The sequence below is a fragment of the Nocardia sp. CA-120079 genome, assembly GCF_050955745.1.
Classification (GTDB): Bacteria; Actinomycetota; Actinomycetes; order Mycobacteriales; family Mycobacteriaceae; genus Nocardia.
In genome coordinates this window covers 9,063,522-9,087,124 of record NZ_CP192088.1, presented here as the reverse complement: position 1 = coordinate 9,087,124, position 23,603 = coordinate 9,063,522, and the positions used below count along the sequence as shown (strand labels likewise).

The 23,603-nt window shown below is 65.4% G+C and carries 23 protein-coding genes and 1 tRNA gene; 17 read left to right on the top strand and 7 right to left on the bottom strand.

Going from position 1 to position 23,603, the window contains the following annotated elements:
- Positions 1 to 4: 4 nt before the first annotated feature.
- From ACQPYR_RS41065 to ACQPYR_RS41025, 9 genes are all read left to right on the top strand, one after another.
- Entirely contained in the window at positions 5 to 856 is an 852-nt protein-coding gene (locus ACQPYR_RS41065) for an MlaE family ABC transporter permease (RefSeq protein WP_433599983.1), read from the top strand.
- A gap of 99 nt (positions 857 to 955) precedes the next feature.
- Positions 956 to 2,089 (top strand): MCE family protein, encoded by a 1,134-nt coding sequence (locus ACQPYR_RS41060; protein WP_433635383.1) that lies wholly within the window; start codon positions 956 to 958, stop codon positions 2,087 to 2,089.
- Positions 2,086 to 3,114: an MCE family protein gene (locus tag ACQPYR_RS41055; RefSeq protein ID WP_433625158.1), complete on the top strand. Its 1,029-nt coding sequence runs from the start codon at positions 2,086 to 2,088 to the stop codon at positions 3,112 to 3,114. The genes ACQPYR_RS41060 and ACQPYR_RS41055 overlap by 4 nt, the downstream gene beginning before the upstream one ends.
- Positions 3,111 to 4,178 (top strand): MCE family protein, encoded by a 1,068-nt coding sequence (locus ACQPYR_RS41050; protein WP_433625155.1) that lies wholly within the window; start codon positions 3,111 to 3,113, stop codon positions 4,176 to 4,178. Before ACQPYR_RS41055 ends, ACQPYR_RS41050 begins: the two co-directional genes overlap by 4 nt.
- The gene (locus ACQPYR_RS41045) at positions 4,175 to 5,443 is read left to right on the top strand and encodes an MCE family protein (protein WP_433625152.1); all 1,269 of its coding nucleotides are present in this window, start codon (positions 4,175 to 4,177) and stop codon (positions 5,441 to 5,443) included. Before ACQPYR_RS41050 ends, ACQPYR_RS41045 begins: the two co-directional genes overlap by 4 nt.
- Positions 5,440 to 6,660: an MCE family protein gene (locus ACQPYR_RS41040; RefSeq protein ID WP_433625149.1), complete on the top strand. Its 1,221-nt coding sequence runs from the start codon at positions 5,440 to 5,442 to the stop codon at positions 6,658 to 6,660. Before ACQPYR_RS41045 ends, ACQPYR_RS41040 begins: the two co-directional genes overlap by 4 nt.
- A complete protein-coding gene (locus ACQPYR_RS41035; protein WP_433625146.1) occupies positions 6,657 to 8,066 on the top strand; it encodes an MCE family protein in 1,410 nt (469 codons plus the stop codon). The genes ACQPYR_RS41040 and ACQPYR_RS41035 overlap by 4 nt, the downstream gene beginning before the upstream one ends.
- A gap of 73 nt (positions 8,067 to 8,139) precedes the next feature.
- Entirely contained in the window at positions 8,140 to 8,868 is a 729-nt protein-coding gene (locus tag ACQPYR_RS41030; protein ID WP_433625144.1) for a hypothetical protein, read from the top strand.
- Entirely contained in the window at positions 8,865 to 9,404 is a 540-nt protein-coding gene (locus tag ACQPYR_RS41025; protein WP_433625142.1) for a h domain protein, read from the top strand. The genes ACQPYR_RS41030 and ACQPYR_RS41025 overlap by 4 nt, the downstream gene beginning before the upstream one ends.
- 36 nt (positions 9,405 to 9,440) lie before the next feature.
- Here the strand turns inward: ACQPYR_RS41025 and ACQPYR_RS41020 are convergent, their stop codons facing one another.
- The 4 genes from ACQPYR_RS41020 to ACQPYR_RS41005 form a co-directional block, all read right to left on the bottom strand.
- Positions 9,441 to 10,937 carry a sensor histidine kinase gene (locus ACQPYR_RS41020; protein WP_433625140.1) on the bottom strand — a complete coding sequence of 499 codons (1,497 nt, stop codon included), beginning with the start codon at positions 10,935 to 10,937 and terminating at the stop codon, positions 9,441 to 9,443.
- 2 nt (positions 10,938 to 10,939) lie between these two features.
- Positions 10,940 to 11,671, bottom strand: coding sequence for a response regulator transcription factor (locus ACQPYR_RS41015; RefSeq protein ID WP_433625138.1), 732 nt, complete (start codon positions 11,669 to 11,671; stop codon positions 10,940 to 10,942).
- Positions 11,672 to 11,920: 249 nt separating this feature from the next.
- Entirely contained in the window at positions 11,921 to 13,405 is a 1,485-nt protein-coding gene (locus tag ACQPYR_RS41010; protein WP_433635382.1) for an alpha,alpha-trehalose-phosphate synthase (UDP-forming), read from the bottom strand.
- Between the two features lie 177 nt (positions 13,406 to 13,582).
- On the bottom strand, positions 13,583 to 13,753 hold the full coding sequence (locus ACQPYR_RS41005) for a hypothetical protein (RefSeq protein ID WP_433625136.1): 171 nt from the start codon (positions 13,751 to 13,753) through the stop codon (positions 13,583 to 13,585).
- Positions 13,754 to 13,941: 188 nt separating this feature from the next.
- Here ACQPYR_RS41005 and ACQPYR_RS41000 point away from each other — a divergent pair, with 188 nt between their 5' ends.
- From ACQPYR_RS41000 to ACQPYR_RS40990, 3 genes are all read left to right on the top strand, one after another.
- A complete protein-coding gene (locus ACQPYR_RS41000; protein WP_387287424.1) occupies positions 13,942 to 14,775 on the top strand; it encodes an alpha/beta fold hydrolase in 834 nt (277 codons plus the stop codon).
- A gap of 128 nt (positions 14,776 to 14,903) precedes the next feature.
- Positions 14,904 to 15,146, top strand: a complete 243-nt coding sequence (locus tag ACQPYR_RS40995) for an MbtH family protein (RefSeq protein ID WP_011207082.1) — start codon at positions 14,904 to 14,906, stop codon at positions 15,144 to 15,146.
- Between the two features lie 122 nt (positions 15,147 to 15,268).
- Positions 15,269 to 15,343 (top strand) — tRNA-Thr (locus tag ACQPYR_RS40990).
- Between the two features lie 223 nt (positions 15,344 to 15,566).
- On the opposite strand, the gene ACQPYR_RS40985 is transcribed toward ACQPYR_RS40990, so the two are convergent.
- Complete coding sequence (locus ACQPYR_RS40985) at positions 15,567 to 15,992, bottom strand: HIT family protein (protein WP_433625134.1); 426 nt, start codon at positions 15,990 to 15,992, stop codon at positions 15,567 to 15,569.
- Between the two features lie 113 nt (positions 15,993 to 16,105).
- Here ACQPYR_RS40985 and ACQPYR_RS40980 point away from each other — a divergent pair, with 113 nt between their 5' ends.
- Entirely contained in the window at positions 16,106 to 17,176 is a 1,071-nt protein-coding gene (locus ACQPYR_RS40980) for an alpha/beta fold hydrolase (protein WP_433625132.1), read from the top strand.
- Here ACQPYR_RS40980 and ACQPYR_RS40975 read toward each other — a convergent pair.
- On the bottom strand, positions 17,164 to 17,538 hold the full coding sequence (locus tag ACQPYR_RS40975) for a PH domain-containing protein (RefSeq protein ID WP_063046650.1): 375 nt from the start codon (positions 17,536 to 17,538) through the stop codon (positions 17,164 to 17,166). The two genes, ACQPYR_RS40980 and ACQPYR_RS40975, sit on opposite strands and share 13 nt — an antisense overlap.
- Positions 17,539 to 17,791: 253 nt before the next feature.
- Between ACQPYR_RS40975 and purD the strand changes: the two genes are divergently transcribed.
- Positions 17,792 to 19,063 carry a phosphoribosylamine--glycine ligase gene (gene purD, locus ACQPYR_RS40970; RefSeq protein WP_433625130.1) on the top strand — a complete coding sequence of 424 codons (1,272 nt, stop codon included), beginning with the start codon at positions 17,792 to 17,794 and terminating at the stop codon, positions 19,061 to 19,063.
- Between the two features lie 58 nt (positions 19,064 to 19,121).
- On the opposite strand, the gene ACQPYR_RS40965 is transcribed toward purD, so the two are convergent.
- On the bottom strand, positions 19,122 to 20,096 hold the full coding sequence (locus tag ACQPYR_RS40965; RefSeq protein ID WP_433625128.1) for a M23 family metallopeptidase: 975 nt from the start codon (positions 20,094 to 20,096) through the stop codon (positions 19,122 to 19,124).
- Positions 20,097 to 20,222: 126 nt separating this feature from the next.
- Between ACQPYR_RS40965 and ACQPYR_RS40960 the strand changes: the two genes are divergently transcribed.
- The 3 genes from ACQPYR_RS40960 to purB all read left to right on the top strand — a co-directional run bounded on the left by ACQPYR_RS40960 (position 20,223) and on the right by purB (position 23,597).
- Positions 20,223 to 21,389, top strand: coding sequence for a pyridoxal phosphate-dependent aminotransferase (locus ACQPYR_RS40960; RefSeq protein ID WP_433625126.1), 1,167 nt, complete (start codon positions 20,223 to 20,225; stop codon positions 21,387 to 21,389).
- Positions 21,390 to 21,530: 141 nt separating this feature from the next.
- Positions 21,531 to 22,169 (top strand): TetR/AcrR family transcriptional regulator, encoded by a 639-nt coding sequence (locus ACQPYR_RS40955; RefSeq protein WP_433625124.1) that lies wholly within the window; start codon positions 21,531 to 21,533, stop codon positions 22,167 to 22,169.
- Positions 22,170 to 22,175: 6 nt separating this feature from the next.
- Positions 22,176 to 23,597 carry an adenylosuccinate lyase gene (purB, locus tag ACQPYR_RS40950; protein WP_433625122.1) on the top strand — a complete coding sequence of 474 codons (1,422 nt, stop codon included), beginning with the start codon at positions 22,176 to 22,178 and terminating at the stop codon, positions 23,595 to 23,597.
- The last annotated feature ends 6 nt before the right edge of the window (positions 23,598 to 23,603 follow it).

Below are 23,603 nucleotides of genomic sequence, written 5' to 3'. Positions count from 1 at the left end.
GGCGATGGCATTCGTAATCCAATCCCGCTTCCCGCGTACCGTGCGGCGAGTGCGTCGCTTTTCGAACTCGCTCGATTCGCTGGGTAAACATGCGGTGTTCTATGCGCAGACAATCGGTTCCATTCCACGCGCACTGATCTACTATCGCACCGAGACCATTCGTTTGATCGCCGAAATCAGCATGGGCACAGGCGCTTTGGCGGTTATCGGCGGCACGGTGGTCATCGTCGGATTTCTCACGCTGTTCACCGGCGGCACCATCGCGGTGCAGGGTTACAGTTCGCTCGGCAATATCGGCGTCGAGGCGCTGACGGGCTTCTTCGCGGCATTCATCAATGTGCGCATCGCGGCGCCGGTGATCTCCGGAATCGGTTTGGCCGCAACCATCGGCGCGGGTTCGACCGCGCAGCTGGGCGCCATGCGGGTGGCCGAGGAGATCGACGCGCTCGAGTCCATGGCCATCCGGCCGGTGCCGTATCTGGTGGGCACCCGGGTGCTCGCGGGCATGATCGCGATCGTGCCGCTGTACGCGCTCGCGGTGATCTGTTCGTTCCTCGCCAGCCGATTCGCCACCGTGGTCATCTACGGGCAGTCGGCGGGCGTCTACGACCACTACTTCTCCACCTTCCTGATCCCCAGCGACATCCTCTGGTCCTTCGCCCAGGCGATCTTCATGGCCCTGGCGGTCATGATGATTCACACCTACTACGGCTACAACGCCGCGGGCGGACCGGTCGGCGTCGGGATCGCGGTCGGCAATGCGGTGCGGGCCTCGCTGGTCGCGGTGGTCACGGTGACACTGCTGATCTCGCTGGCCATCTACGGCACCTCCGGCAACTTCCATCTCTCCGGGTAGAGCGGTATGGCAACGAAGCAATCGGGAAGCGGCCCAAACACTTCAGCCTGGGCCGCGGCACTGCGCGGCGGGCTCGGGCTCAAGCTCGCCGGGCTCGGCATGGTGATCGCGCTGGTCGCGGTCGTGTCCATCGCGATGGTCATGTTCTTCGGCGGATTCACCAAGACGGTGACCGTCACGGTGGACGCGCCGCGCAGCGGCCTGGTGCTCGATACCGACGCCAAGGTGAAGATCCGCGGGGTGGAGATCGGTCGGGTCTCGGAGATCGAGCAGACCGCCGACGGTGCGAAGCTGACGCTGGCGATGGATCCCGAACTGCTGAAGATGGTTCCATCCAATGCGACCGTGGATATCAAGTCCACCACGGTATTCGGCGCCAAGTACATCAATTTCACTGCGCCGGACCAGGCTTCGTCGACCCCGCTGAAGCCGGGATCGACCGTGACGGCCGAATCGGTGACCGTCGAATTCAATACGCTGTTCCAGCATCTGACCGATGTCCTGCAGAAGATCGAGCCCGAAAAGCTCAATGCCACACTGTCGGCGCTGGGCACCGCGCTACAGGGGCGCGGTGAAAAGCTCGGCGATCTGCTCGCCCGCAGCGATGCCTACCTGCGCGATATCAATCCGAGTCTGCCCGCGCTGCAACGGGATCTGGTCTCATCCACCGGTGTCACCAATCTGTATGCCGACACCGTGCCGAATCTGCTGCGCACCACCGATAACGCGACGGTGACGGCCAAAACGCTCGTCGAGGAGCAGGAGAACGTCGATGCGATGCTGGCCAACCTCATCGGATTGGCCGATACCACCGGCTCGGTCCTGCACGAGAACGAACAGCCGCTGGTGACGGCGCTGGATCTGCTGCGTCCGACCACCCAGCTGCTCGACGACTACAAGCCCGCGCTGTACTGCCTGGTCGTCGGCCTGGCCAATGTGCTCCCGATCGGTGAGGACATCTTCGGCGGACGGTTCGACGCGGTGCCGCTGAATGCGAGTTTCATGCCGGGCGCCGATGCGTACCAGTACCCACAGGATCTGCCGAAGGTGAATGCCACCGGCGGCCCGCACTGCGATGGCGTGCTGGACCGGGTGCCGGACAGCCATGCGAACTTCGTGGTCACCGATACTTCCGAAGGCCATGTGTGGACGCCGTCGACGACGACACATCTGAACGGGCCCAAGGTGTTCCAGCTGCTGTTCGCCGGATTGCCGGGGGTGGGGCAGCTGTGAAACCGCGCGCGACAACGCTCAAGCTGACGATCTTCACGCTGGTGATGGCGCTGGTATTGGCCGGGCTGGTGGTGGTGTTCAGCCAGATGCGCTTCGCCAGGGAGACCGGCTATCACGCGGTCTTCACCAACTCCTCCGGCATGCTGGACGGTGCCAAGGTTCGAATCGCCGGTGTGCCGGTGGGTTCGGTGACCGGTGTACATGTCGGCAAGGACAATCTCGCCCACGTCGATTTCGATGTGGACAGCAAGTACCGGCTCTACACCAGCACCAAGGCGACCATCCGCTACGAAAACCTGGTCGGGGACCGCTACCTCGAACTGCTGGAGGGGCCGGGCTCCGCGAAGGTGATGTCCAAGGGCAGCACCATCGGCCTCGATCGGACCTCGCCCGCACTCGATCTGGATATGTTGCTCGGTGGCTTCAAACCGCTGCTGCGCGGACTCGATCCGGCTCAGGTCAACGATCTGACCGAGGCGCTGCTCCAGGTTTTCCAGGGCCAGGGCGGCACGCTCGTCGCGCTGCTGAACAGCTCCGGATCGTTCGCGAAAACCCTCGCCGATCGAGATGCGTTGATCGGCAGCGTGATCGAGAATCTGAAGACCGTGCTCGCCACGATCGACGACCGCGATCAGCAGTTCGCCACCACACTCGAGGAATTGCAACGGCTGGTCAGCGGTTTGGCCGCCGACAAGGATCCGATCGGTGCGGCCCTGCCGCGGATCGCCGGTGCGACAGGGGATCTGACCGAGCTGCTGCAGCAGGCCCGGCCCGATCTGAAGACCACCATCGAGCAGACCGGCACCCTCGCCGCGACGCTCGACGACGGCTCCGACACCGTCCAGTGGGTGCTCGATCGGCTGCCCGAAACCTACAAGAAGCTGGTCCGGATCGGTTCCTACGGGTCGTTCCTGAATATGTACGTGTGCGGCACGAACTTCATTGTCGACGGGCCGGACGGCAAGCCGATGCACATCACCCTGCCCGGTATGCAGACGACGGGAAGGTGTGCGAAGAGCCGATGAACGAAACCCGATCACGCGCTGTCTCACTCGGCATCATCGGCATTGTCGTCGCGACCACGGTCTCGCTGTCCGCACTGCAGCTCGACCGGCTGCCGTTCATTCGCTCCGGCGCGACCTACACCGCGTACTTCGCCGATGCGGGCGGACTGGTTCCCGGTGACAATGTGCAGGTCGCCGGTGTGAAGTCGGGACGCGTCGAGCAGGTGAAGCTGGACGGTGCGAAGGTCTACGTCCGGTTCACGCTGGACGAGGGAATTGTGCTGGGCAATAAGACGAGTGCCGCCATCAAGACCAACACGGTGCTCGGCCGCAAGTCGCTCGAGGTGACCCCGGCGGGCAGCGGTTCGACCCGGACGAACGAAACGATTCCGCTGGACCGCACCACCTCGCCGTATTCGCTCACCGACGCGCTCGGCGATCTGACGAATACCGTCAAGGGCCTGGACATGGACCAGGTCAACCGAACGCTGGACGCGCTGTCCACGACCTTCGCCGATACTCCGGCCCCGCTGCGGTCGGCACTCGACGGCGTCACCCAGCTCTCGCGCAGCCTGAATGCCAGGGACAAGGCGTTGACCGAGTTGCTCGGCCGGGCACAGAACGTCACGAAGGTGCTCGCCGATCGCAGCAATCAGATCAACGCGCTGCTGGTCGACGGCAATGACCTGCTCGGCGAATTGGATCGGCGGCGCGGCGCGCTCAGTCAGTTGATCGTGTACATCAACGGGCTGGCCCAGCAGCTGACCGGCCTCGTCAACGACAACGAGGCGCAGCTGAAACCCACACTGGACCGGCTGAATTCGGTGCTCGCACTGCTGCAATCCAATAAAGACAACCTGTCGAAGGCGCTCGATGGACTCGGTCCGTTCTCGGCCGCGCTCGGTGAGCAGGTCGGCAGTGGTCCGTACTTCCAGGCGTATGTCTCGAACGCGACCACGCGCGGCCTGCAGATCCTGGTAGACGCGCTCGTCTGGCCGCAGCATGTGCCGGACTCCTTCCGCGCCTATCTGACCGACCCCGCGTTGCCGTCGATCGAGCCCGCGATTCAGGAGCCGCCGCGATGAATGCATTGCGCACTGTTCGTTCGGCACCGCAATGGGTGCGGGTGCTCGCACTGGCCGTCGTCGCCGCGCTGGTGATCGCCGGCGGGTGGGCACTGATATCGCGGATCGGAAAGACCTCGATCACCGCGTATTTCCCGTCCACGACCGGCCTGTACGCCGGTGACGAGGTGCGCGTGCTCGGAGTAAGGGTCGGCCGGATCGACTCCATCGATCCCGGTAAGGACCAGGTCCGGGTCGCGATGACACTCGATCGCGGCATCGAGATCCCCGCGGACGCCAAGGCGGTCATCATTTCGCCGTCGCTGGTGTCGGCGCGATTCATCCAGTTGGCCCCGGCCTACACCGGCGGGCCGAAAATGCACGACGGCAGCGTGATTCCGATCGAGCACACTGCGGTTCCGGTCGAATGGGATGACATCAAGGCCGAATTGTCCAAACTGGCAACGACATTGGGGCCGGTCGGCGATGACAAGCAGGGCTCGTTCGGGCGGTTCGTGAATACCGCCGCCGATAATCTCGGCAATGGCAATGCGGAGGCGTTGCGCGATACTCTGCGCGAGCTGTCGCACACGCTGAGTACCTTGTCGGACGGGCGCACCGATCTGTTCGGCACCATCCGCAATCTGCAGCAGTTCGTGGATGTGCTGTCCAAGAGCAACGATCAGATCGTGCAGTTCGGCGGCCGGCTCGCCTCGGTCTCGTCGGTGCTCGCGAATGTCTCCGGTGATCTCGGTACCGGACTGGACAATCTCGATATCGCCGTCGGTGATGTGCAGCGGTTCATCCAAGAGCGCGGCGGTGCGCTGACCGAGGGTGTGCAGCGGCTGGCCGAGGTCACCCAGATCCTCGCGGATAAGCGGCCCCAGCTCGAGCAGGTATTGCATGCCGGGCCGACGGCGCTGGCGAACTTCTACCAGATCTACGATCCCGCACAGGGCAGTCTCACCGGTGCCGTTGTCGGGACGAACTTCGCCAACCCGTTCGCCTTCCTCTGCGGCGCGGTCGAGGCGAATGATGCGAACGGTTCCGATCAGAGCGCCGCCCTGTGCCGCCAGTATCTGGCACCGGTCATCCAGCAGCTCATGATGAATTACCCACCGCTGCTCGCGAATCCGGTTTCCAACCAGACCGCGTTCCCGCATCAGCTCGTCTACAGCCCGCCGAGTCTGGCCGCGCGCGGGCCGAGTGATTCGGTGCCGCAATCGGATCCGGTCACGGTGCCCAACGGTATAGCCGGGCTGGCCATTCCGGGAGGAGGGCGATGATGCGCATGCGAATGGCCGGTGCGGCAATCGGATTGGCCGTCGTGCTCGGAGTCAGCGGCTGCGAATGGGACGGGCTCAATTCGCTGCCCATGCCCGGTACGGCCGGAAGTGACAACGCCTACGAAGTCAAGATCCAGATGCCCAATGTCACCACGCTGACCCGTAATTCGCCGGTCCGTGTGAACGACGTGACGGTCGGCACGGTGTCGAAGATCGAGGTCGAGGGCTGGCACGCGCTGGTCACCGTCTCGTTGAACAACGACGTGAAGCTGCCCGCCAATGCGACCGCCCGAATCGGGCAGACCAGTCTGCTCGGCAGCAACCATCTCGAACTCGCCGCGCCGAAAGATGTTCCGGCACAGGGTGAGCTGAAGAACGGCGACCTGATCCCGCTGGATCGGGCCGGTGTCTATCCGACCACCGAGCAGACCCTGTCATCGCTGTCGGTGGTGCTCAACGGCGGCGGCATCAGTCAGCTCGAAACCATTACCCACGAACTCAATGCCGCATTCAACGGTCGCGAGGATGCGATACGGGATCTGCTGCCGCAGTTGACCGAGCTGACCACCACACTGGATTCGCAGACCAAAGACATCATCGATGCGATGGGCGGACTCGACCGGTTCGCGGGCACGCTCGCCGAACAGAAGGATCGGGTGGCCGCGGCGATCGAACAGATCCACCCGGCGCTCACCGTGCTCGCCGATCGGCGCGAGAACATCACGCATACCCTTACCGCCCTTGGTGATCTGAGCGATGTGGTGCAGCGGATCATCGCCCAGGGTGGGGACAATCTGAAGGCGAATCTGGCGAATCTGGCACCCGTGCTGGAGACGCTGGCCAGCACCGGGAACAGCCTGGTCGAGGTCATGAAGATACTTTTCACCTTCCCGTTCCCGATGAAGAATCTCGATCACGCGGTCAAGGGTGACTACATGAACCTGATCATGACCGTCGATATCACGGGCAAGCGATTGGATTCGAACTTCCTCACCGGCACTCCGCTCGGCGGTCGGTTCGGCGGGGTCGAGGGTGCACTCGGCGGTCTGGCCGGGACGGCGGAGGGTAATAGCAATCCGGCGACGGCACCGCTGCAGTCGCCGGGCGCGACACCGGCTCCGACGCCGAGTATCCCTGGACTGCCGCCGATTCCGGGCCTGCCCGCGATTCCCGGCCTCACCGTTCCGCCCGCCGGGCAGGAAGGTGCGGGCCGATGAAACTCACGCGATTCGTCAAGATCCAGTTGGCCATCTTCTCGGTGCTGACGGTGATCGGCTTGGTGGTGATGGGCGGTACCTATGTGGGACTGCCCGCCATGTTCGGTATCGGCCGCTACGAGGTGACCGTCGAACTGTTGGCCACCGGCGGGCTGTACCCGACGGCCAATGTCGCCTACCGCGGCACGAATGTCGGCAAGGTGGAAGAGGTTCGGCTCACCCCGACGGGTGTGGACGCGAAGCTGTCCATCAAGAGCGATTACAAGATTCCCTCCGACGTCGACGCGTGGGTGCGCAGCGTCTCGGCCATCGGTGAGCAGTACGTCGATCTGGTGCCGGTCGCGAATGCCAAGGGCGGCAATCTTTCCGACGGTTCGGTGATTCCGGTGGATCGCACCAGGCTGCCCGAGGATATCGGCACCGTGCTCGATCGCTCCGATCGTCTGCTGTCCAGCATTGCCGATACCAAGCTGCGGCAGGTGATCGACGATGCGTTCAAGGCGTTCAACGGGGCCGGACCGGATCTGCAGAAGTTCATCGATTCCGCATCGCTGCTGGTGCAGGAGGCCCAGGCGAATGCCGAGCCGACCAAGGATCTGTTGGAAAAGATCGGGCCGCTGCTGGATACGCAGAATCAGTCCGATGCGGCGATCCGGTCGTGGACCCAGGACCTGGCGACGGTCACCGACCAATTGCGCGCCCATGATCCGGCGCTGCGGAATGTCATCGAGAAGACGCCCGGTGCGGCACAGCAGGTGAGTTCACTGTTCCAGGACCTGCGCCCGACCCTGCCGATCCTGTTGTCGAATCTGGTCAGCGTGGGGCAGGTCGCGGTGACCTATCACTCGGGTCTGGAACAGATCCTGGTGATCTATCCGCCACTGACCGCCGCGTTCCTGACGGCCATCCGCGGCCCCGTCGAATACGGTGCCGTGGTGGACTTCCACCTGGAGCTCAACGATCCGCCCGGCTGCACCACCGGCTTCCTCACGCCGGAACAGCGCCGCTCACCCGCCCAGCTCGACACGCCGGACACGCCACCCGGGCTGTACTGCAAGGTGGCGCAGAACGCCAAGGAAGCCGTGCGCGGTATCCGCAATACGCCGTGCATGGAGGTGCCGGGTAAGCGGGCGCCGTCGCCGGAGCTGTGCCGCGACCCGAACGGCTATGTGCCCGAAGGCAATAACCCGGCTTTCGGTCCGCCGCAGCCGGTGACACCGTCGGGTGACCCGATCGGCGATCAGGGCTCGACCCACCCGGCCGCACACAGTACGACATTGGATCCCAGCAGTGGGACTTTCATAGGACCGGACGGACGCACGTACCGTCAGGGGGATATCGGAAAGGACGGATCCGGCACGATACCGTCGAGTTGGCAGGCGATGCTTCAGGAGCAGCAGCAGTGAGAGAGCGCAGCGAACGAACCATGTCACAGCGTGCTTCGCGCATGCCGGAACCGAGCGTCAGCGAGGAGCAGGCATGAGTGAATCCAGTGTGGTCAAGGCCCGGGCCAGGCGACGGGCGGTGCGTTCGGCGGGTCCGCCGCCGGAGGACACCCTCCCGCTCGAGACCGAAGGCGTCGAGCTGACCAAGGCCGTCGACGTCACCGTCAAGGTGACGAAGTCGGAGTCGGACAGTCCGAGCGAGGATGCCGAACCCGTGACCACGCTGGAGATACCCAGCGTCACGGATGTCGTCGACGACGCTCCGGAATCCGGGCCGCCGCGCTGGGTGCTCATCGCCGGTGCCGCCGCAGCCGCGGTCGTGGCGATCGCGCTGGTGATCGGCACCGGAGTCTTCGCCTACAACCTGCACACCGCATCCGACCGCGATGCGCGGCGCGCGGACTACGTGCAGACCGCCAAACAGGCGATCCTCAATCTCACCACCATCAAGGACGACACCGCCAAGGCCGATATCGACCGCGTCCTCGCGGTGGCCTCCGGCGAACTCAAGGCCGAATACTCGCAGCGCAAGGACGCCTACGCGAGCGTGGTCGAACAGGCCAAGGTGAAGGCCACCGGTGAGATCATCGAATCCGCCATCGAGAGCGAGGACGGTGATTCGGCACGCGTGCTGGTCGCCGCCAAGCAGACCCTGACCAATGCGGGTATGGCGGATCCGCAGACGCGGTACTACCGATTCCGGGTCACCGTCACCCGCGGCGACAACGGGATCACCGCCTCACAAGTGGAGTTCGTCGCATGAGTACAGCATCGCGTAGCGATTCGATGAGGGGTGGCGGTCGGGTGACGGGTGGGCGCAGGCGTCTGATTCTGGTGGCTTCCGCGGTCGCCCTCGTCATCGTCGCGCTGGCGGCCGTCTGCGGCGTCACCGGATACAAGTACTGGAACGACCGCAAGAGCGAACAGGCGCGCACCCAGGCCGTCCCCGCGGCGCAGCGCACCGTCGAAGCGATGTTCACCTACAACTTCAAAACGGTGGACGCCGAATTGCCGAAGGCTGCCGACAATCTCGGCGGCAGCTTCCGCGACGACTACCTGAAACTGATCAAGGAAGCCATCGCCCCCGGCGCCAAGGAAAAGGAACTCAACGTCCAGGCCACCACCCAGGCCACCGGCGTAGTCTCCGCCGCCCCCGCCCACGCCGTAGTCCTGCTCTACCTGAACCAGGTAACCACCGGCAAGGACTCCCCCCAAGCCAACATCACCACCAGCCGAGTCCGGGTAAGCCTGGACAAGGACGGCGGCCGCTGGCTCGTCTCCGCAGTCGCCCCGATCTAGTCGGCCGATCAGGTGGAGCTGGTGGCGGCATCGCCTTCAGTGGGGTTGGCGGGGCAGGCGGACGGTGAAGGTGGTGCCTTCGCCCTCGGCGCTCTCCACGCTCACCGTGCCATTGTGGGCGTCGACCAAGGCTTGGACGATGGACAGGCCGAGGCCGGTGCCGCCGCTGGCGCGGGTGCGGGAGGTGTCGGTGCGGTAGAAGCGTTCGAAGATGCGCTCGGCCTCCTCGGGTGGCAAACCCTGACCGGTGTCGGCGACCTCCAGCAGGACCTCGTCGTCGGTAGGGGTCAGCCTGACCTTGACGTCGGCGTCCGGCGGTGTATGCGTGAGTGCGTTGTTCAGCAGGTTGGCCAGTATTTGACGCAGCCGCGCCTCGTCGCCGGTCACTTCCAATGTTCCTGTGCCCGAACGGATTTCCAGTTCGACGGAGCGGCGGGGGCCCTCCTCGCCACTGGCCGCGGTGACGGCGCGGGCATTGTGCACGGCGTCGCTGGCGATGGCGAGCAGATCGACCGGGCCCAGTTCCAGCGGACGCTGTGCGTCCAAGCGGGCCAGCATCAACAGGTCCTCGACCAAGAGCCCCATGCGCTGGGCCTCATGTTCGATACGGTCCATGAACATAGCCGGATCCGCGGTAGCGCCCTGTCGATACAGTTCGGCGAAGCCGCTGATGGTGGTGAGCGGGGTGCGCAGTTCATGGCTCGCGTCGGCGACGAAGCGGCGCATCTTCGCCTCGGAGCGCCGGGCCGCCGCTTCGGAGGCTTCCGTCGCGGCGAAGGCCCGCTGGATCTGGGCCAGCATGCCGTTGAGCGATTGGGACAGCCGGTCGACCTCGGTGTTGGTGCCGCGTACCGGAACTCGGCGATGCAGGTCACCGGCGGCGATGTCGGCGGCGGTCTTCTCGACCGCGCGCAACGGCCGCAGACTGCGTCGGATCACGAAGTAGGCGAGCACCGCCAGCGCGGCGAGCACCGCGGCACCGACCATGAGCTGCAACATGATCAGTCGATTGACCGTGTCGATGTTCTCGGTGAGCGGTATTGCGATCGTTGTCGTCGTGTCGGGTGACACCGCCGTCATGGTCCGCCATTTGACCGTCGAACCGTTCTTGGAGCCGACGGTCACCGCTCTGGTGAGGACCTTGCTGCCCGGCGGATCCGTGGTCGGCCGCACATCGGGCAGTCGCGGCAGTTCCGGCTCGGCCTCCTCGTTGAACGGTCTGGTCTCGAGATAAGTCGTGCCATTGCCGCCCGGGGTCGGCTCGATGTGGACATAGAAGGTGCTGGACGGATGCGACGGGTTCGAAGGAGTCGGCGGCCGCGGCCGCGACCACGCCATCACCGCATCGCGAAGTTGCTGATCGGTGCGGTGCAGCAGCGAATTCTCCAGCGCCGAGGTGACGACCATGCCGGATGCGAACAGTCCGAGCGCGCAAAGCAGTACGAGCGCCAGCACCAGCGTCACTCGCAGCGGAATCGCCGAAGAAGCGCGTGCCAGTTTGCGACGGGTCTGTTCGAGCCGAGACGTGATCATTTCTACGACTGGCGTGTGCGATTCGGCGCGCGCATCACGTAGCCCACCCCACGCAGCGTGTGAATCAAGCGCTGATCGCCCGTGTCGACCTTCTTACGCAGATACGAGACATACGTTTCGACCACACCGACCTCACCCCCGAAGTCGTAGCGCCACACATGATCCAGGATGCGCGGCTTACTCAACACCGTCCCGGCATTGACCATGAAGTACCGCAGCAGAGTGAATTCGGTGGGCGACAACGCAACCGGCTCGCCCGCCTTCCACACCTCGTGCGTATCGTCGTCGAGTTCGATGTCCTCGAACCGGAGGCGTGAACTCTCGCGCTGCGGCGCGGCATGACCGAAGCGGCGCAGGACAACTCGCAGCCGCGCCACCACTTCCTCGAGGCTGAACGGTTTGGTGATGTAGTCGTCGGCGCCGAGGGTGAGTCCGGCGACCTTGTCCTGTACATCGTCGCGCGCGGTCAGGAACAGCACCGGTGCGTCGATGCCGTCGGCGCGCAGTCGGCGCAGCAGCCCGAAGCCGTCCATACCGGGCATCATCACATCGACGATCAGTGCCTGCGGCCGGAAGGTGCGCGCCTTGTCCAGCGCCTGCGCCCCGTCGATAGCAGTATCGACGGCGAACCCCTGATAGCGCAGGCTCACCGACAGGAGCTCCACGATCATGGGTTCGTCGTCCACCACCAGCACTCGGGCCTCGGGCGTGGACTCCGCAGGCGCACCACTCATTGCTTCATAGTCCGGCAATCGACTGGGAACTGTCTGGACCTTGGCTGGGTGAATGCTGTGAACTTGGCCGCGCGGGCGCGGCGTGTTCGCGGCCCCCTGGTGTCTCGCGTCCGACCTTTTCGAGCGACCTGCAAGCAGTCGCTAGCGGCGCCGTCGAGACTCGCGACTACGTCGCATGCGCTTCGACGACTCGGACGCGAGACGGGCCGCGAACTCCTCGCTCGTAAGACTCGCTCCGTTGTGGTTGCGTCAGCGACGGGGCGCTCGAGACTCCGGGTACACATCGTCGTCGGTGAGCAGCGCGCTGCCTGCGACCTGGTCCTGCGCCAGTGCCTCCAGGAATGAGCGCGCCCAGCGGTCCACATCGTGGGCGAGCACCTGACGGCGCAGAGAGCGCATTCGGCGGCGACGGGTATCGCGGTCGTCCTCCAGTGCCGAGATGACGGCATCCTTCACACTGTTCAGGTCGTGCGGGTTGCATAGATACGCCTGGCGCAATTCCGCTGCGGCACCGGTGAATTCGCTCAATACCAACGCTCCGTTGAGACCGCTGTGACAGGCGACGTACTCCTTGGCGACCAGGTTCATCCCGTCACGCAGCGGCGTCACCAGCATGACGTCGGCGGCCACGAAGAAGGCGACGAGTTCGTCACGAGGGATCGGGCGGTGCAGATAGTGCACGACCGGATAGCCGACCCTGGCGAATTCACCGTTGATCCGGCCGACCTGGCGCTCGATATCGCCGCGCATCTGGATATAGCTCTCCACCCGCTCACGGCTCGGGGTGGCCAGCTGCACCATGACGGTATCGGCCGGATCCAGTCTGTTCTCCAGCAGCAATTCCTCCAGCGCGGCCAAGCGGATATCGATGCCCTTGGTGTAGTCCAAGCGGTCGACGCCGAGCAGGATATTTTTCGGGTTGCCGAGTTCGGCTCGGATTTTCGCGGCCCGCTCGCGGACCGAGCGGCGCCGCGAATGCTCATCGAGTTCGGCCGAGGCGATCGAAATCGGGAACGCGCCGACCCGGACCGTGCGGAAGCCCACCTGCACCACGCCGAGCTTGGAACGCACACCGACGGTGCCGCGCGAAGTGGGCTGGCCGGCCAACCTGCGGGCCAGGTAGAGGAAGTTCTGCGCGCCGCCCGGCAGGTGGAAGCCGATCAGGTCGGCGCCGAGCAGACCCTCGATGATTTCGGTCCGCCACGGCATCTGCATGAACAGTTCGACCGGCGGGAACGGAATATGCAGGAAGAATCCGATGGTGAGGTCGGGGCGCAGCATCCGCAGCATCTTCGGCACCAACTGCAGTTGGTAGTCCTGCACCCAGACGGTCGCGCCCTCGGCGGCGACCTTCGCGGTGGCCTCGGCGAAGCGCCGGTTCACCGTGACATAGGCGGCCCACCAGGCCCGGTCATAGACCGGGCGCACGATCACATCGTGGTACAGCGGCCACAGCGTGCCGTTGGAGAAGCCCTCGTAATACTCGGAGACTTCCTCCGCGGACAGCGGCACCGGATGCAGTTCCAGGCCGTCCTCGATGATCGGATCGATATCGACATCGGGAACGCCGGCCCAGCCGACCCACGCCCCCTTGTTATTGCGGAGCACCGGTTCCAGTGCGGTCACCAAACCGCCCGGACTGCGCTTCCAGCGGGTGGAACCGTCGGGCAGTTTCTCCAGGTCGACCGGCAGCCGGTTGGCGACGACGACGAAGCCGGAACCGGCCCCGCTCATCTCGGCGAGGGCGGAGGGGACCACCGTGGTGTCGGGTTCGGATGGGGGCTCTAGAAAGGCGTGTTCGGAGTCCTTGGACGGCTGTTGGGTCATCTGGTCCACTCACGCATCCTTTGCGCGTCGCTTTTCGGCGTTTGAAGTTGTGAATAGTCGACGGCCCCGTTGACGTCGAGGTGGTTACTCGCCCCGAGAGTTAGGCCCGATGCCCAGCATGGCCAGCAGCATCCGGCATTCGTCCGCATCCTCCGCGTAGGCCGCGACAACTCGCTGCGCCTGACGGGCGGTCTCGTCGGCGAGTGGTTCCAGATCGTCGTCCGCGATGTCGTTCGCGCTGCTCTTCGCGGCCATCTTCTTGTCCTCCCGGCTCAGTACGCTCGTACGTGCGAATAGTCAATGGTATCTGGCCACCACGGCGGTATGCCGCACCCGGATCCGGGTGACCTCCGACACGTTCGGCGTCATACCCTTCGCCTGCTCGCCGAAAACCGAAGCCCTATACCGTGGGAACGCAGCACCAACTCCACGAAAGGGTCGATATGCCGCTGGCCACGGTGAACGGAATTTCACTCAACTACCAGGTCAAGGGCGACCGAACCAAGGGCACGGAGGCGAAGGGCACAGGTCCGCTGGTCGTCATGATCATGGGCACCGGCAGCCCCGGCCGGGTCTGGGAGCTGCATCAGGTCCCGGCGCTGGTCAAGGCCGGATATCGGGTCTGCACCTTCGACAATCGCGGCATCAAACCGTCCTACGAGGCGGCCGACGGTATGACCATCGATCAGCTGGTCGGCGATACCGCCGGACTCATCGAACTGCTCGATGAGGGTCCTGCACTGGTGGTCGGCACGTCGATGGGCGCGCGGGTGGCGCAGGAACTCGCGCTGGCGCGTCCGGAACTGGTGCGCAAGGCCGTATTCATGGCCGGACACGGCCGCCTCGACCAGTTCCAGAAGACGCTCTCGCTCGGCGAACACGAACTCGACGCCAGCGGGGTCAGCTTGCCCGCGAAGTACGAGGCCGCCGTGACCGCGGTGATGAATATGTCGCCCGCGACCATGGCCGATCCGAACGCTGCCCGCGACTGGCTCGATCTGTTCGAATTCACCGGCGGTGCGGTGACGCCCGGTATCCGTGCCCAGCGCCGGATGGACCACGATTTCGATCGGGTGCAGGCCTACCGCGGCATCAAGGTGCCGTGCCTGGCCATCGGATTCGCCGACGATCGGATGATTCCGCCGTATCTGTCCAGGGAGGTTGCCGAGGCCATTCCGGGTGCGCGTTACCTGGAAGTTCCTGATGCGGGGCACTACGGCTATCTCGAGCGTCCAGAAGCGGTGAACAAGATCCTGCTCGATTTCTTCGCGGCCTGAGGTAACTGCCTACGCGTAACGTCTGCCTTGCTAGGGTCGACACAACGCTCGGGGAGCTTCCGGCGCTCGACAGCGTTGGACGAGCCAAGGGCGATCCCGTACATGCGCCAGTATCCAGTGAGGTGAAATTGAGCACCAACCCCTTCGATGACGAAGACGGCCGCTTCTTCGTTCTGGTCAACGATGAGGAACAGCATTCGCTGTGGCCGGCCTTTGCGGAGGTTCCGGCCGGATGGCGAGTCGTTTTCGGCGAGGACAGCCGCGCCGCGTGCGTGGAGTACGTCGAGAAGAACTGGACCGATATGCGTCCGAAGAGCCTGCGTGACGCAATGGCCGCCGATGACGCGGCCCGCCAGGGCGCCCAGTCCTGACCCGCGGTATCCGATACTGCGCCGGGCCCACTGCTGAACCGTCACTGCGTGGCACCGTAAAGCCGGTGTCACGCAGCTGGCGTGCCCGGTTATGATGGGCACCGTTTTGTAAGACACCGTCCGCCTCCTTAGCTCAGTGGTAGAGCACCGCTCTTGTAAAGCGAAGGTCGTCAGTTCAATCCTGACAGGGGGCTCCAGTCGGGCGCGTCGGTTTCGGCGCGCCCATTCACGTGAAACGGGCCCGCCGTCAACGGCGTGCCCGTTCCTCGTATTCGGCCGCACTGGCGGCTAATTCAGACCACACCGTCCCGACTCTCGTGAGCGCACCCTTGGACGCGTGATCACCATGCGCTGGTTGACGTGAACCCCGAGAAAACCCCTCCTTCAATACATTCTCGAAGTTCAGGGAGTGTTTGGGGGTTAGTCGGGGACGTTGGTTCCGTAGCCCAGGTTGCGGAGGGCGGTCTTGATTTTGGTTTGGGCTTCGTCGAGGGATTCGGGGGTGGGGTGGGGGTTGGCGCCGGAGATGTCGAAGTTGCCCATGGTGAAGGCTGGGAAGACGTGGACGTGGAGGTGGGGGACTTCGAGGCCGGCGATGAGTAGGCCGGCGCGGGGGGCGTCCCAGGCGTGGCGGACCGCTTGGCCGATTTTCTGCGCGACGCTGTTGAGCCGCGCGAAGGTGTCGGCGTCGATGTCCTGCCACTGATCGATCTCCTTGCGGGGGACCACCAGCGTGTGCCCTTGCGTCACCGGGGCGATGGTGAGGAATGCGACGAATTCGTCGTCCTCCCAGACGAAACGGCCCGGCAGCTGGCCTTCGATGATCGCGCTGAAAACAGAAGCCATGCACCGCAGGCTACGCCGGGAGTTCTCGATCGGTGGTTCGGGTGTTGACCTCGCCATCAAACTGTGTCTATCGTACACATATCAGTTTCCGCCAGACACAGTTTAGGAACGACATGATCACCATCGCCCTTGCCGCGACAGTCGCCGCCCCCGCGGGCCTGCTCACCCACCGTCAGCTGCGTCGCCGCAGCAATGCTCATGCGCTCCGGATCGATACGCCCGACGGCATCTCGGAGGCGGGCTTCGTCACCATCGGGGGCATCGAGCAGTGGATCGAAATCCGCGGCGAGGATCGGGCCAACCCGGTGCTGCTGGAATTGCACGGCGGCCCCGGCGCCTCGAACACCTACTTCGCCAATCGAACTCGGGCGTGGGAAGAGCACTTCACGATCGTTCGGTGGGATATGCGCGGCGCGGGAAAGACTTTCGGTCGCGGCGCACAGGGCGAGATGACGTTCGACCGGCTGTACGCCGACGCACTCGAGGTCACCCATCACGTGCGCGATCGACTGCTCGCCGACAAGGTGGTCTTGCTGGCCGCCTCCTTCGGATCGGTGCTCGGTCTTCGCCTGGCCCGCAACCACCCCGAGTTGTACTCGGCATATGTGGGCACCGACCAGAACATCACCGGCGGCGAACCCGACCACAGCGCTTTCTTCGCGGTTGTACAACGGTTGCGCAAAGCCGGAAAGCGCACCGCCGCAGCGAAATTGGAGGAGATGGGGCCGGATGCCACGCGGTGGACGGCCGAGCAGTGGGGCCTGCACGCAAAACTGGCGACCAGCTCCGATCCCATGCTCACCGGCATACTGAAGAAGCTGATCGTGCCGTCGATGTGGTTCTCGCCGCAGCATCGGCTGCGCGATCTGAAGGCGGGCGCGGACGGCATGAAGTACTCCGAACAGGTCGGCGTCGAATCCGTGCACTTCGACGCCTGGTGCGACGGCACGCGATTCGAATTGCCGTTCTTCATCTTTCAGGGCGAACACGACAGCCTGATGCCCGCGGCCAGGGCGCGCCGCTACTTCGACGACGTCGAGGCGCCGCACAAGGAGTTCGCGCTGATCGCGGACGCCAACCACTTCGCGGCGTTCTGGCAGCCCCAGCAGTTCCTCGAACTGCTGCTGACCCGGGTCCGGCCGGCAGTCACCAGCGGGCTCGGGTCGTGTGCTCAGGCGACGTAGTGCGAAAGGATGCTCTGCACTTCGTAGATGTCGACCTGGCGATTGAACCGCTTCTGCACCGGTTCATGGGTGCCCGAGATCCAGATGCAGAGTTCGGCATCCAGGTCGAAGGTGCCCGCGGTCTCCACCGAGAAGTGGGTGATGGCGCGATAGGGGATGCTGTGATAGCTCACCTTGCGGCCGGTGACCCCCTGCTTGTCGACCAGGATGAGCCGCTTGTTGGTGAACAGAATCGCGTCGCGGACAAGAAGATACGCGGCGTAGACCTGCTCACCGCCGCCCATCAGTCTCGCGTATTCCTCTTGCGCCTTACCGGGATCGATCCGCCCGGCATTGCCCATCAGTCCGTCGATCAGACCCATAGTCAGCACGTCCTTTGCGCGGTGGAGGTCGGCCGTCGCGCCCCCTCCCATCAATCATCCACACGACCACCGCTGGGGGTCGAGAACGTGGCGACTGATTTCGCGAGCACATTCGTAACTCGTCGGGCACGCCCAAGAATGGGCCGGCGACTCGACCGCCGGTCCGCGGACGAAGTTACGACGCACCCAACGACCGGCAAAAGTTCCGGGGAGGCGAGGGAGCCACCATTGGCAACAACCTAAGCTGTTGCCCGTGCGCGTACTCGTCATCGGTTCCGGAGCCCGTGAACATGCCCTCGTCCTGGCACTGCGCCGGGACCCCGCGGTGACCGCGCTGTTCGCGGCGCCGGGCAATGCGGGGATCGCCCAGTACGCGCAGGTCAGAGCGGTCGATCAGTCCTCCGCGGAGGCAGTTGTCGCGCTGGCTGCCGACTTGGACGCGGACCTGGTGGTGATCGGCCCCGAGGTGCCGCTGGTGCTCGGCGTCGCCGACGCGGTCCGGGCCGCGGGCATCGCGTGCTTCGGTCCGTCCGCTGCGGCCGCGCGCATCGAGGGTTCGAAGGCGTTCGCGAAGGACGTCATGACCGCCGCCGGGGTCCGCACCGCGCACAGCGAGATTGTGGACAACCCCGCTGAACTCGATGCCGCGCTCGATCGGTTCGGCCCGACCTGGGTGGTCAAGGACGACGGTCTGGCCGCGGGCAAGGGCGTCGTGGTGACCGCCGACCGGCACGCGGCACGCGATCACGGTGCCGAACTGCTCGAGCAGGGCCATCCGGTGCTGCTGGAATCCTTCCTGGACGGGCCAGAGGTTTCGCTGTTCTGCCTGGTCGACGGCGAGACCGTGGTGCCGCTGCTGCCCGCGCAGGATCACAAGCGCGTCGGCGACGGCGACACCGGGCCCAATACCGGCGGTATGGGTGCGTATACGCCGCTGCCGTGGTTGCCGCGGCAGACGGTCACCGCGATCGTCGAGGATGTCGTGAAGCCCGTTGCGGCGGAGTTGGTGCGGCGTGGCTGCGGCTTCTCCGGACTGCTGTACGCGGGTCTGGCGATCGGTGCGGACGGACCCGCCGTCGTCGAATTCAATTGTCGCTTCGGCGATCCGGAGACCCAGGCCGTGCTCGCGCTGCTGGAGAGCCCGCTCGGTGAATTGCTGAATGCCACCGCGACCGGCACGCTCGCCGAGGTCGCCGCGCCGCGTTGGCGCGACGGTTCGGCCGTCACGGTCGTTATCGCCGCCGAGAACTATCCGGGTCGCCCCCGCGTCGGTGATGTGATCACCGGAGCGGGCGAGGGCAATACCGACGACTCGTCCGCCGTGCTGCATGCGGGAACCGCGTTGCGCGAGGACGGGGCCCTGGTCTCCGCGGGCGGTCGGGTGCTGAGCGTCGTCGGCATCGGCGCGGATCTGGCCGAGGCTCGCGCGCACGCCTATGACCGAATTGCCTCGATCAAGTTGCCGGGCAGCCACTTTCGCACCGACATCGGTCTCGCCGCCGTCGAGGACCGCATTTCTGTGTGAGTCATTTGACTCGCACACCAGGGGGCCGCGAACACGCCGCGCCCGCGCGGCCAAAAACTCAGCCGAGCGTGAGCCCGTGCACCGCCAACCACTGCTGCGGGTCGACGTGCTGCCCGTTGACGATGACCTCGAAGTGCAGATGCGGCCCGGTGGAGTCACCACGGTTACCCATGCGAGCAATCTGCATACCCGCCGGAACGCGCTCGCCGACCGAAACGAAGAAGTCGTACATATGGCCGTAGACGGTGATGCTGCCGTCATCGTGCCGGATCCGCACCCACAGTCCGAACCCCTGCGCGGGTCCCGCATCGATGACGGTGCCGCTGGCGACGGCATAGATCGGGGTACCGATCGGCCCCGCGATATCGATGCCGTTGTGGAAAGTGCCCCAGCGCGAACCGAATCCGGAGGTGAAGGCGCCGCGCGCGGGTAACACCATGCCAGTGATGCCGGGCAGCACCGAACCCGTCGTGACCGGCGCGCTGCCCGCCATCCACGGCTGATACTCACCGGACACGGCTGCGGCCGCCTCGGCCTTGGCGCGTTCCAGCGTTGCGCGGGCCGCCGCGGCGACCACCTCCTGCTCACGAATGCGCTCGCCGTTGGCGATGGCATTGAGATAGCGCTTCACCGACGGCGGTGTCGACTGCGTCTGCTGTGGATAGGCGAAGGCGACGCGTTGCGCTTCGTCCGGGCCGGGCGTGCGATCGGTGACGCTCCAGGTGGCCGGGGAATCGGCGGCCGCGAATACGGCCGTGACGCAGAGTCCCGCGATCAGGATCCGGTGCTTGCGCAATAGCGCGCGATAGTCGGGTTTGGGTCGGTCCTCCCACAGCGCGTGCAGGTCGGGCGGTGGCTGCCGACGCAGCCAGACCAGGCCGTCCTTGCACTCGCCGAGCACCGCGCGCGCCCACTCACGCAATTCGGATTCGCGCCGTTCGCGCAACTTGGCACGCCAATCGGGGGGTATGACACCGATGCCACCCACCCCGGGTACTCGGTCCAGCCGCGCACGGCGCGCCTTGTCAAGCATTAACGCCGACCATAACCCGCGCCGCGTGCCGCGCACCTGACGAACCACGGGTGGGTCGCATTTCGGTCCGGCAAAAGCCGAGCATCGGCGCACACCCGACGTGCGGGACCGTCTACCGTACGTCGGGTGTCCAGAGAATCTCGCCGGTCGACCATTCCACCTTTCTACGTGATGGATGTATGGAAAGCTGCCGCGGAACGGGCCAGGACGCACGGCGATGTGCTGGTGCTGGCGGCCGGGCAGCCCTCGACGCCGGCGCCCGCCCCGGTGCTGCGCGCGACGAAGACGGCGATCGATTCCGAATTGCTCGGTTACACAGAGACATTCGGCATTCTGCCGCTGCGCGAGGCGATCGCCGAACACCACCGCGATACCTACGGATACGCCGTGGAACCGGATGACGTCGTGGTGACGACCGGCTCCTCCGGCGCGTTCACCCTCATCTTCCTGGCCGCATTCGACGCCGGGGACACCGTCGTGGTGGCCAGGCCGGGCTACCCGGCCTATCGCAACTCCCTCACCGCCCTGGGCTGTCGCGTCATCGAACTCGATTGCGGTGCGGAGACTCGATTCCAGCCGACGGTCGCCATGCTGGAGGCGCTCCCGGAGCCGCCCGCGGGCCTGATCGTGGCCAGTCCGGCCAACCCGACCGGCACCATGATCGATCCGGATGAACTCGCCGCGCTGGCCCGCTGGTGCGATGCGCACGACACCCTGCTGATCTCCGACGAGATCTACCACGGCATCACCTATCAGGGCCGCAGCGGCGGCCGGACATCATCGGCCTGGGAGACCTCGCGCGAATCCGTGGTCATCGGTTCGGTCTCGAAGTACTTCTCGATGACCGGCTGGCGGCTCGGTTGGATGCTGGCGCCGAGCGGATTGCGACCCGCGCTGCAGCGACTCGCATCCAATATGACCGTGTGTCCGCCCGCGGTCTCGCAGTTCGCGGCGCTACACGCGTTCGGCGCCGAGGCCAAGGAGGAACTCGACGGTCACGTCCGGCGCTACGCCGTGAATCGGCAACTGCTGCTGGAGGGGTTGCCCAAGCTCGGCATCACCGAGCTGGCCCCGGCCGACGGCGCCTTCTACGCCTACGCCGATATCGGCCACCTCACCGACGATTCCCGGAAGTGGTGTGCCGAGGTGCTCGACCACACCGGAGTCGCCTTGACCCCCGGAATCGATTTCGATACCGCGGCGGGGCACCGGACGGTACGGTTCTCCTTCGCCGGAGCTACCGCGGACATCGAGGCGGCACTCGTTCGGCTGGGTCACTATCTGCGTGGTTGATCATGCTGTCCGACAACAAGTTTGCACAGTTCGGCACCATGAACGAGCAGATGCGGTAAAACAACGATGGCTGGGCTTTCACTCTTTGGGTTTCCTCTGATTTCGCACGGATGAGCTGATGATGACTGGCACGATGGCACGGTGATAACCGCGACGACCCCGAAAGGCGAACGGCGTCGCCAGGCTTTGGTAGCGGCCGCCGCCGAGTTGTTACTCGAAGGCGGATTCGATGCGGTGCGGCATCGCTCGGTCGCAACGCGCGCCGACCTTCCGCTGGCGTCGACGACGTACTACTTCGAGTCGCTCGATGATCTGATCGCGCGAGCGGTCGAATTCAGCGGCAATGCGGAGCTGGACGCGATGCGGCGCCGGGTCGGCGAGGTGAGCCACCGCAGACGCGGCGCGGAGGCGACCGTCGACCTGGTGTTGGACCTGCTGGTTGGGTCGGACGGAAGCGACGAGGGGGCACGCGGGCAGCTCATCGCGCGCTATGAGCGTTCGGTGGCCTCGGCGCGGCATCCGGAACTGCGGGAAGTCCAGCTCCGACTAAGGGCGCAGCTGGACGAGCTGCTCGCCGATGTGTTGCGCCGCTCCGATCGGGCGGTTCGGGCGGAGCAGTTGCGCAGGATGGTCGCGGTGGTCGACGGGGCGGTGGTGGCGGCGCTGAGCGAAATGGACCCGGAGCCAAGGCGAATGGCGCGCGGTGCGTTGCTCGAGGTCATCGATATCGTCGCGCCCGCGACGCCGCAGCAGGTCGACAGGTTCCGGACACTAGACTGACAAGACGTGAGCCTCGTCCCGAACGTCCTTGCCACCCGGTATGCCAGCCCCGAGTTGGTGCATCTCTGGTCGCCCGAGAACAAGATCGTGCTCGAGCGGCGGCTGTGGCTGGAGGTGTTGCGGGCGCAGTCCGAACTCGGCATCGAGCTGCCCGCCGGCGTTATCGACGACTACGAGCGGGTCATCGATCAGGTGGATCTCGCTTCGATCGCCGAGCGTGAGCGGGTCACCCGCCACGACGTGAAGGCGCGCATCGAGGAATTCAATGCGCTGGCCGGGCACGAGCAGGTGCACAAGGGCATGACCAGCCGCGATCTCACCGAGAATGTGGAGCAGTTGCAGATCCGGCTCTCGCTCGAGCATGTGCACGCGCACGGTGTCGCGGTGGCGGCGCGGTTGGCCGAGCGGGCCGCCGAGTACCACACGCGGGTGATGGCGGGTCGTTCGCACAATGTCGCCGCCCAGGCCACCACGCTCGGCAAGCGGTTCGCCTCCGCCGCCGACGAGCTGCTGATCGCGCTGACCCGCCTGCGGGAGCTCATCGACCGCTACCCGCTGCGCGGTATCAAGGGTCCGATGGGCACCGCGCAGGACATGCTCGATCTGCTCGGCGGCGATTCGGCCAAGCTCGCGACGCTGGAGCAGCAGGTCGCGCGGCATCTCGGTTTCGCGAATGTGCTGACCAGTGTCGGCCAGGTGTATCCGCGCTCGCTCGATCACGATGTGCTGTCGGCGCTTGTGCAGGTCGGTGCGGGTCCGTCGTCGTTCGCGCACACCATCCGGCTGATGGCGGGTTACGAGCTGGTCACCGAGGGCTTCCAGCCCGGCCAGGTCGGCAGCTCCGCGATGCCGCACAAGATGAACACCCGCTCCTGCGAGCGCGTCAACGGCCTGCAGGTGGTGCTGCGCGGTTATGCCTCGATGGCCGCCGAACTCGCTGGCGCGCAATGGAATGAGGGCGATGTCTTCTGCTCGGTGGTGCGTCGTGTCGCGCTGCCGGACGCCTTCTTCGCCATCGACGGCATGATCGAAACCTTCCTCACCGTGCTCACCGAATTCGGCGCGTACCCGGCCGTCATCTCCCGCGAACTCGACCGCTACCTGCCCTTCCTCGCCACCACCCGCATGCTCATCGCCGCCGTGCGCGCCGGGGTGGGCCGCGAAACCGCCCATGAGGTAATCAAGGAACACGCCGTAGCGGTCGCCCTCGCCATGCGCGAACAGGGTCGCGAACCCGACCTGCTGGACCGCCTGGCCGCCGACTCCCGCTTCCCCTTGGACCGCGCCGAATTGGACGCCGCCCTGGCCGACAAGTCCGCCTTCATCGGCGCGGCCGAAGCCCAGGTTTCCGATGTGGTCGCCGCCGTCCAGAAGCTGGTGGACCAGTACCCCGACGCCGCTCGCTACACCCCCTCGCCGATCCTCTAGCGATCG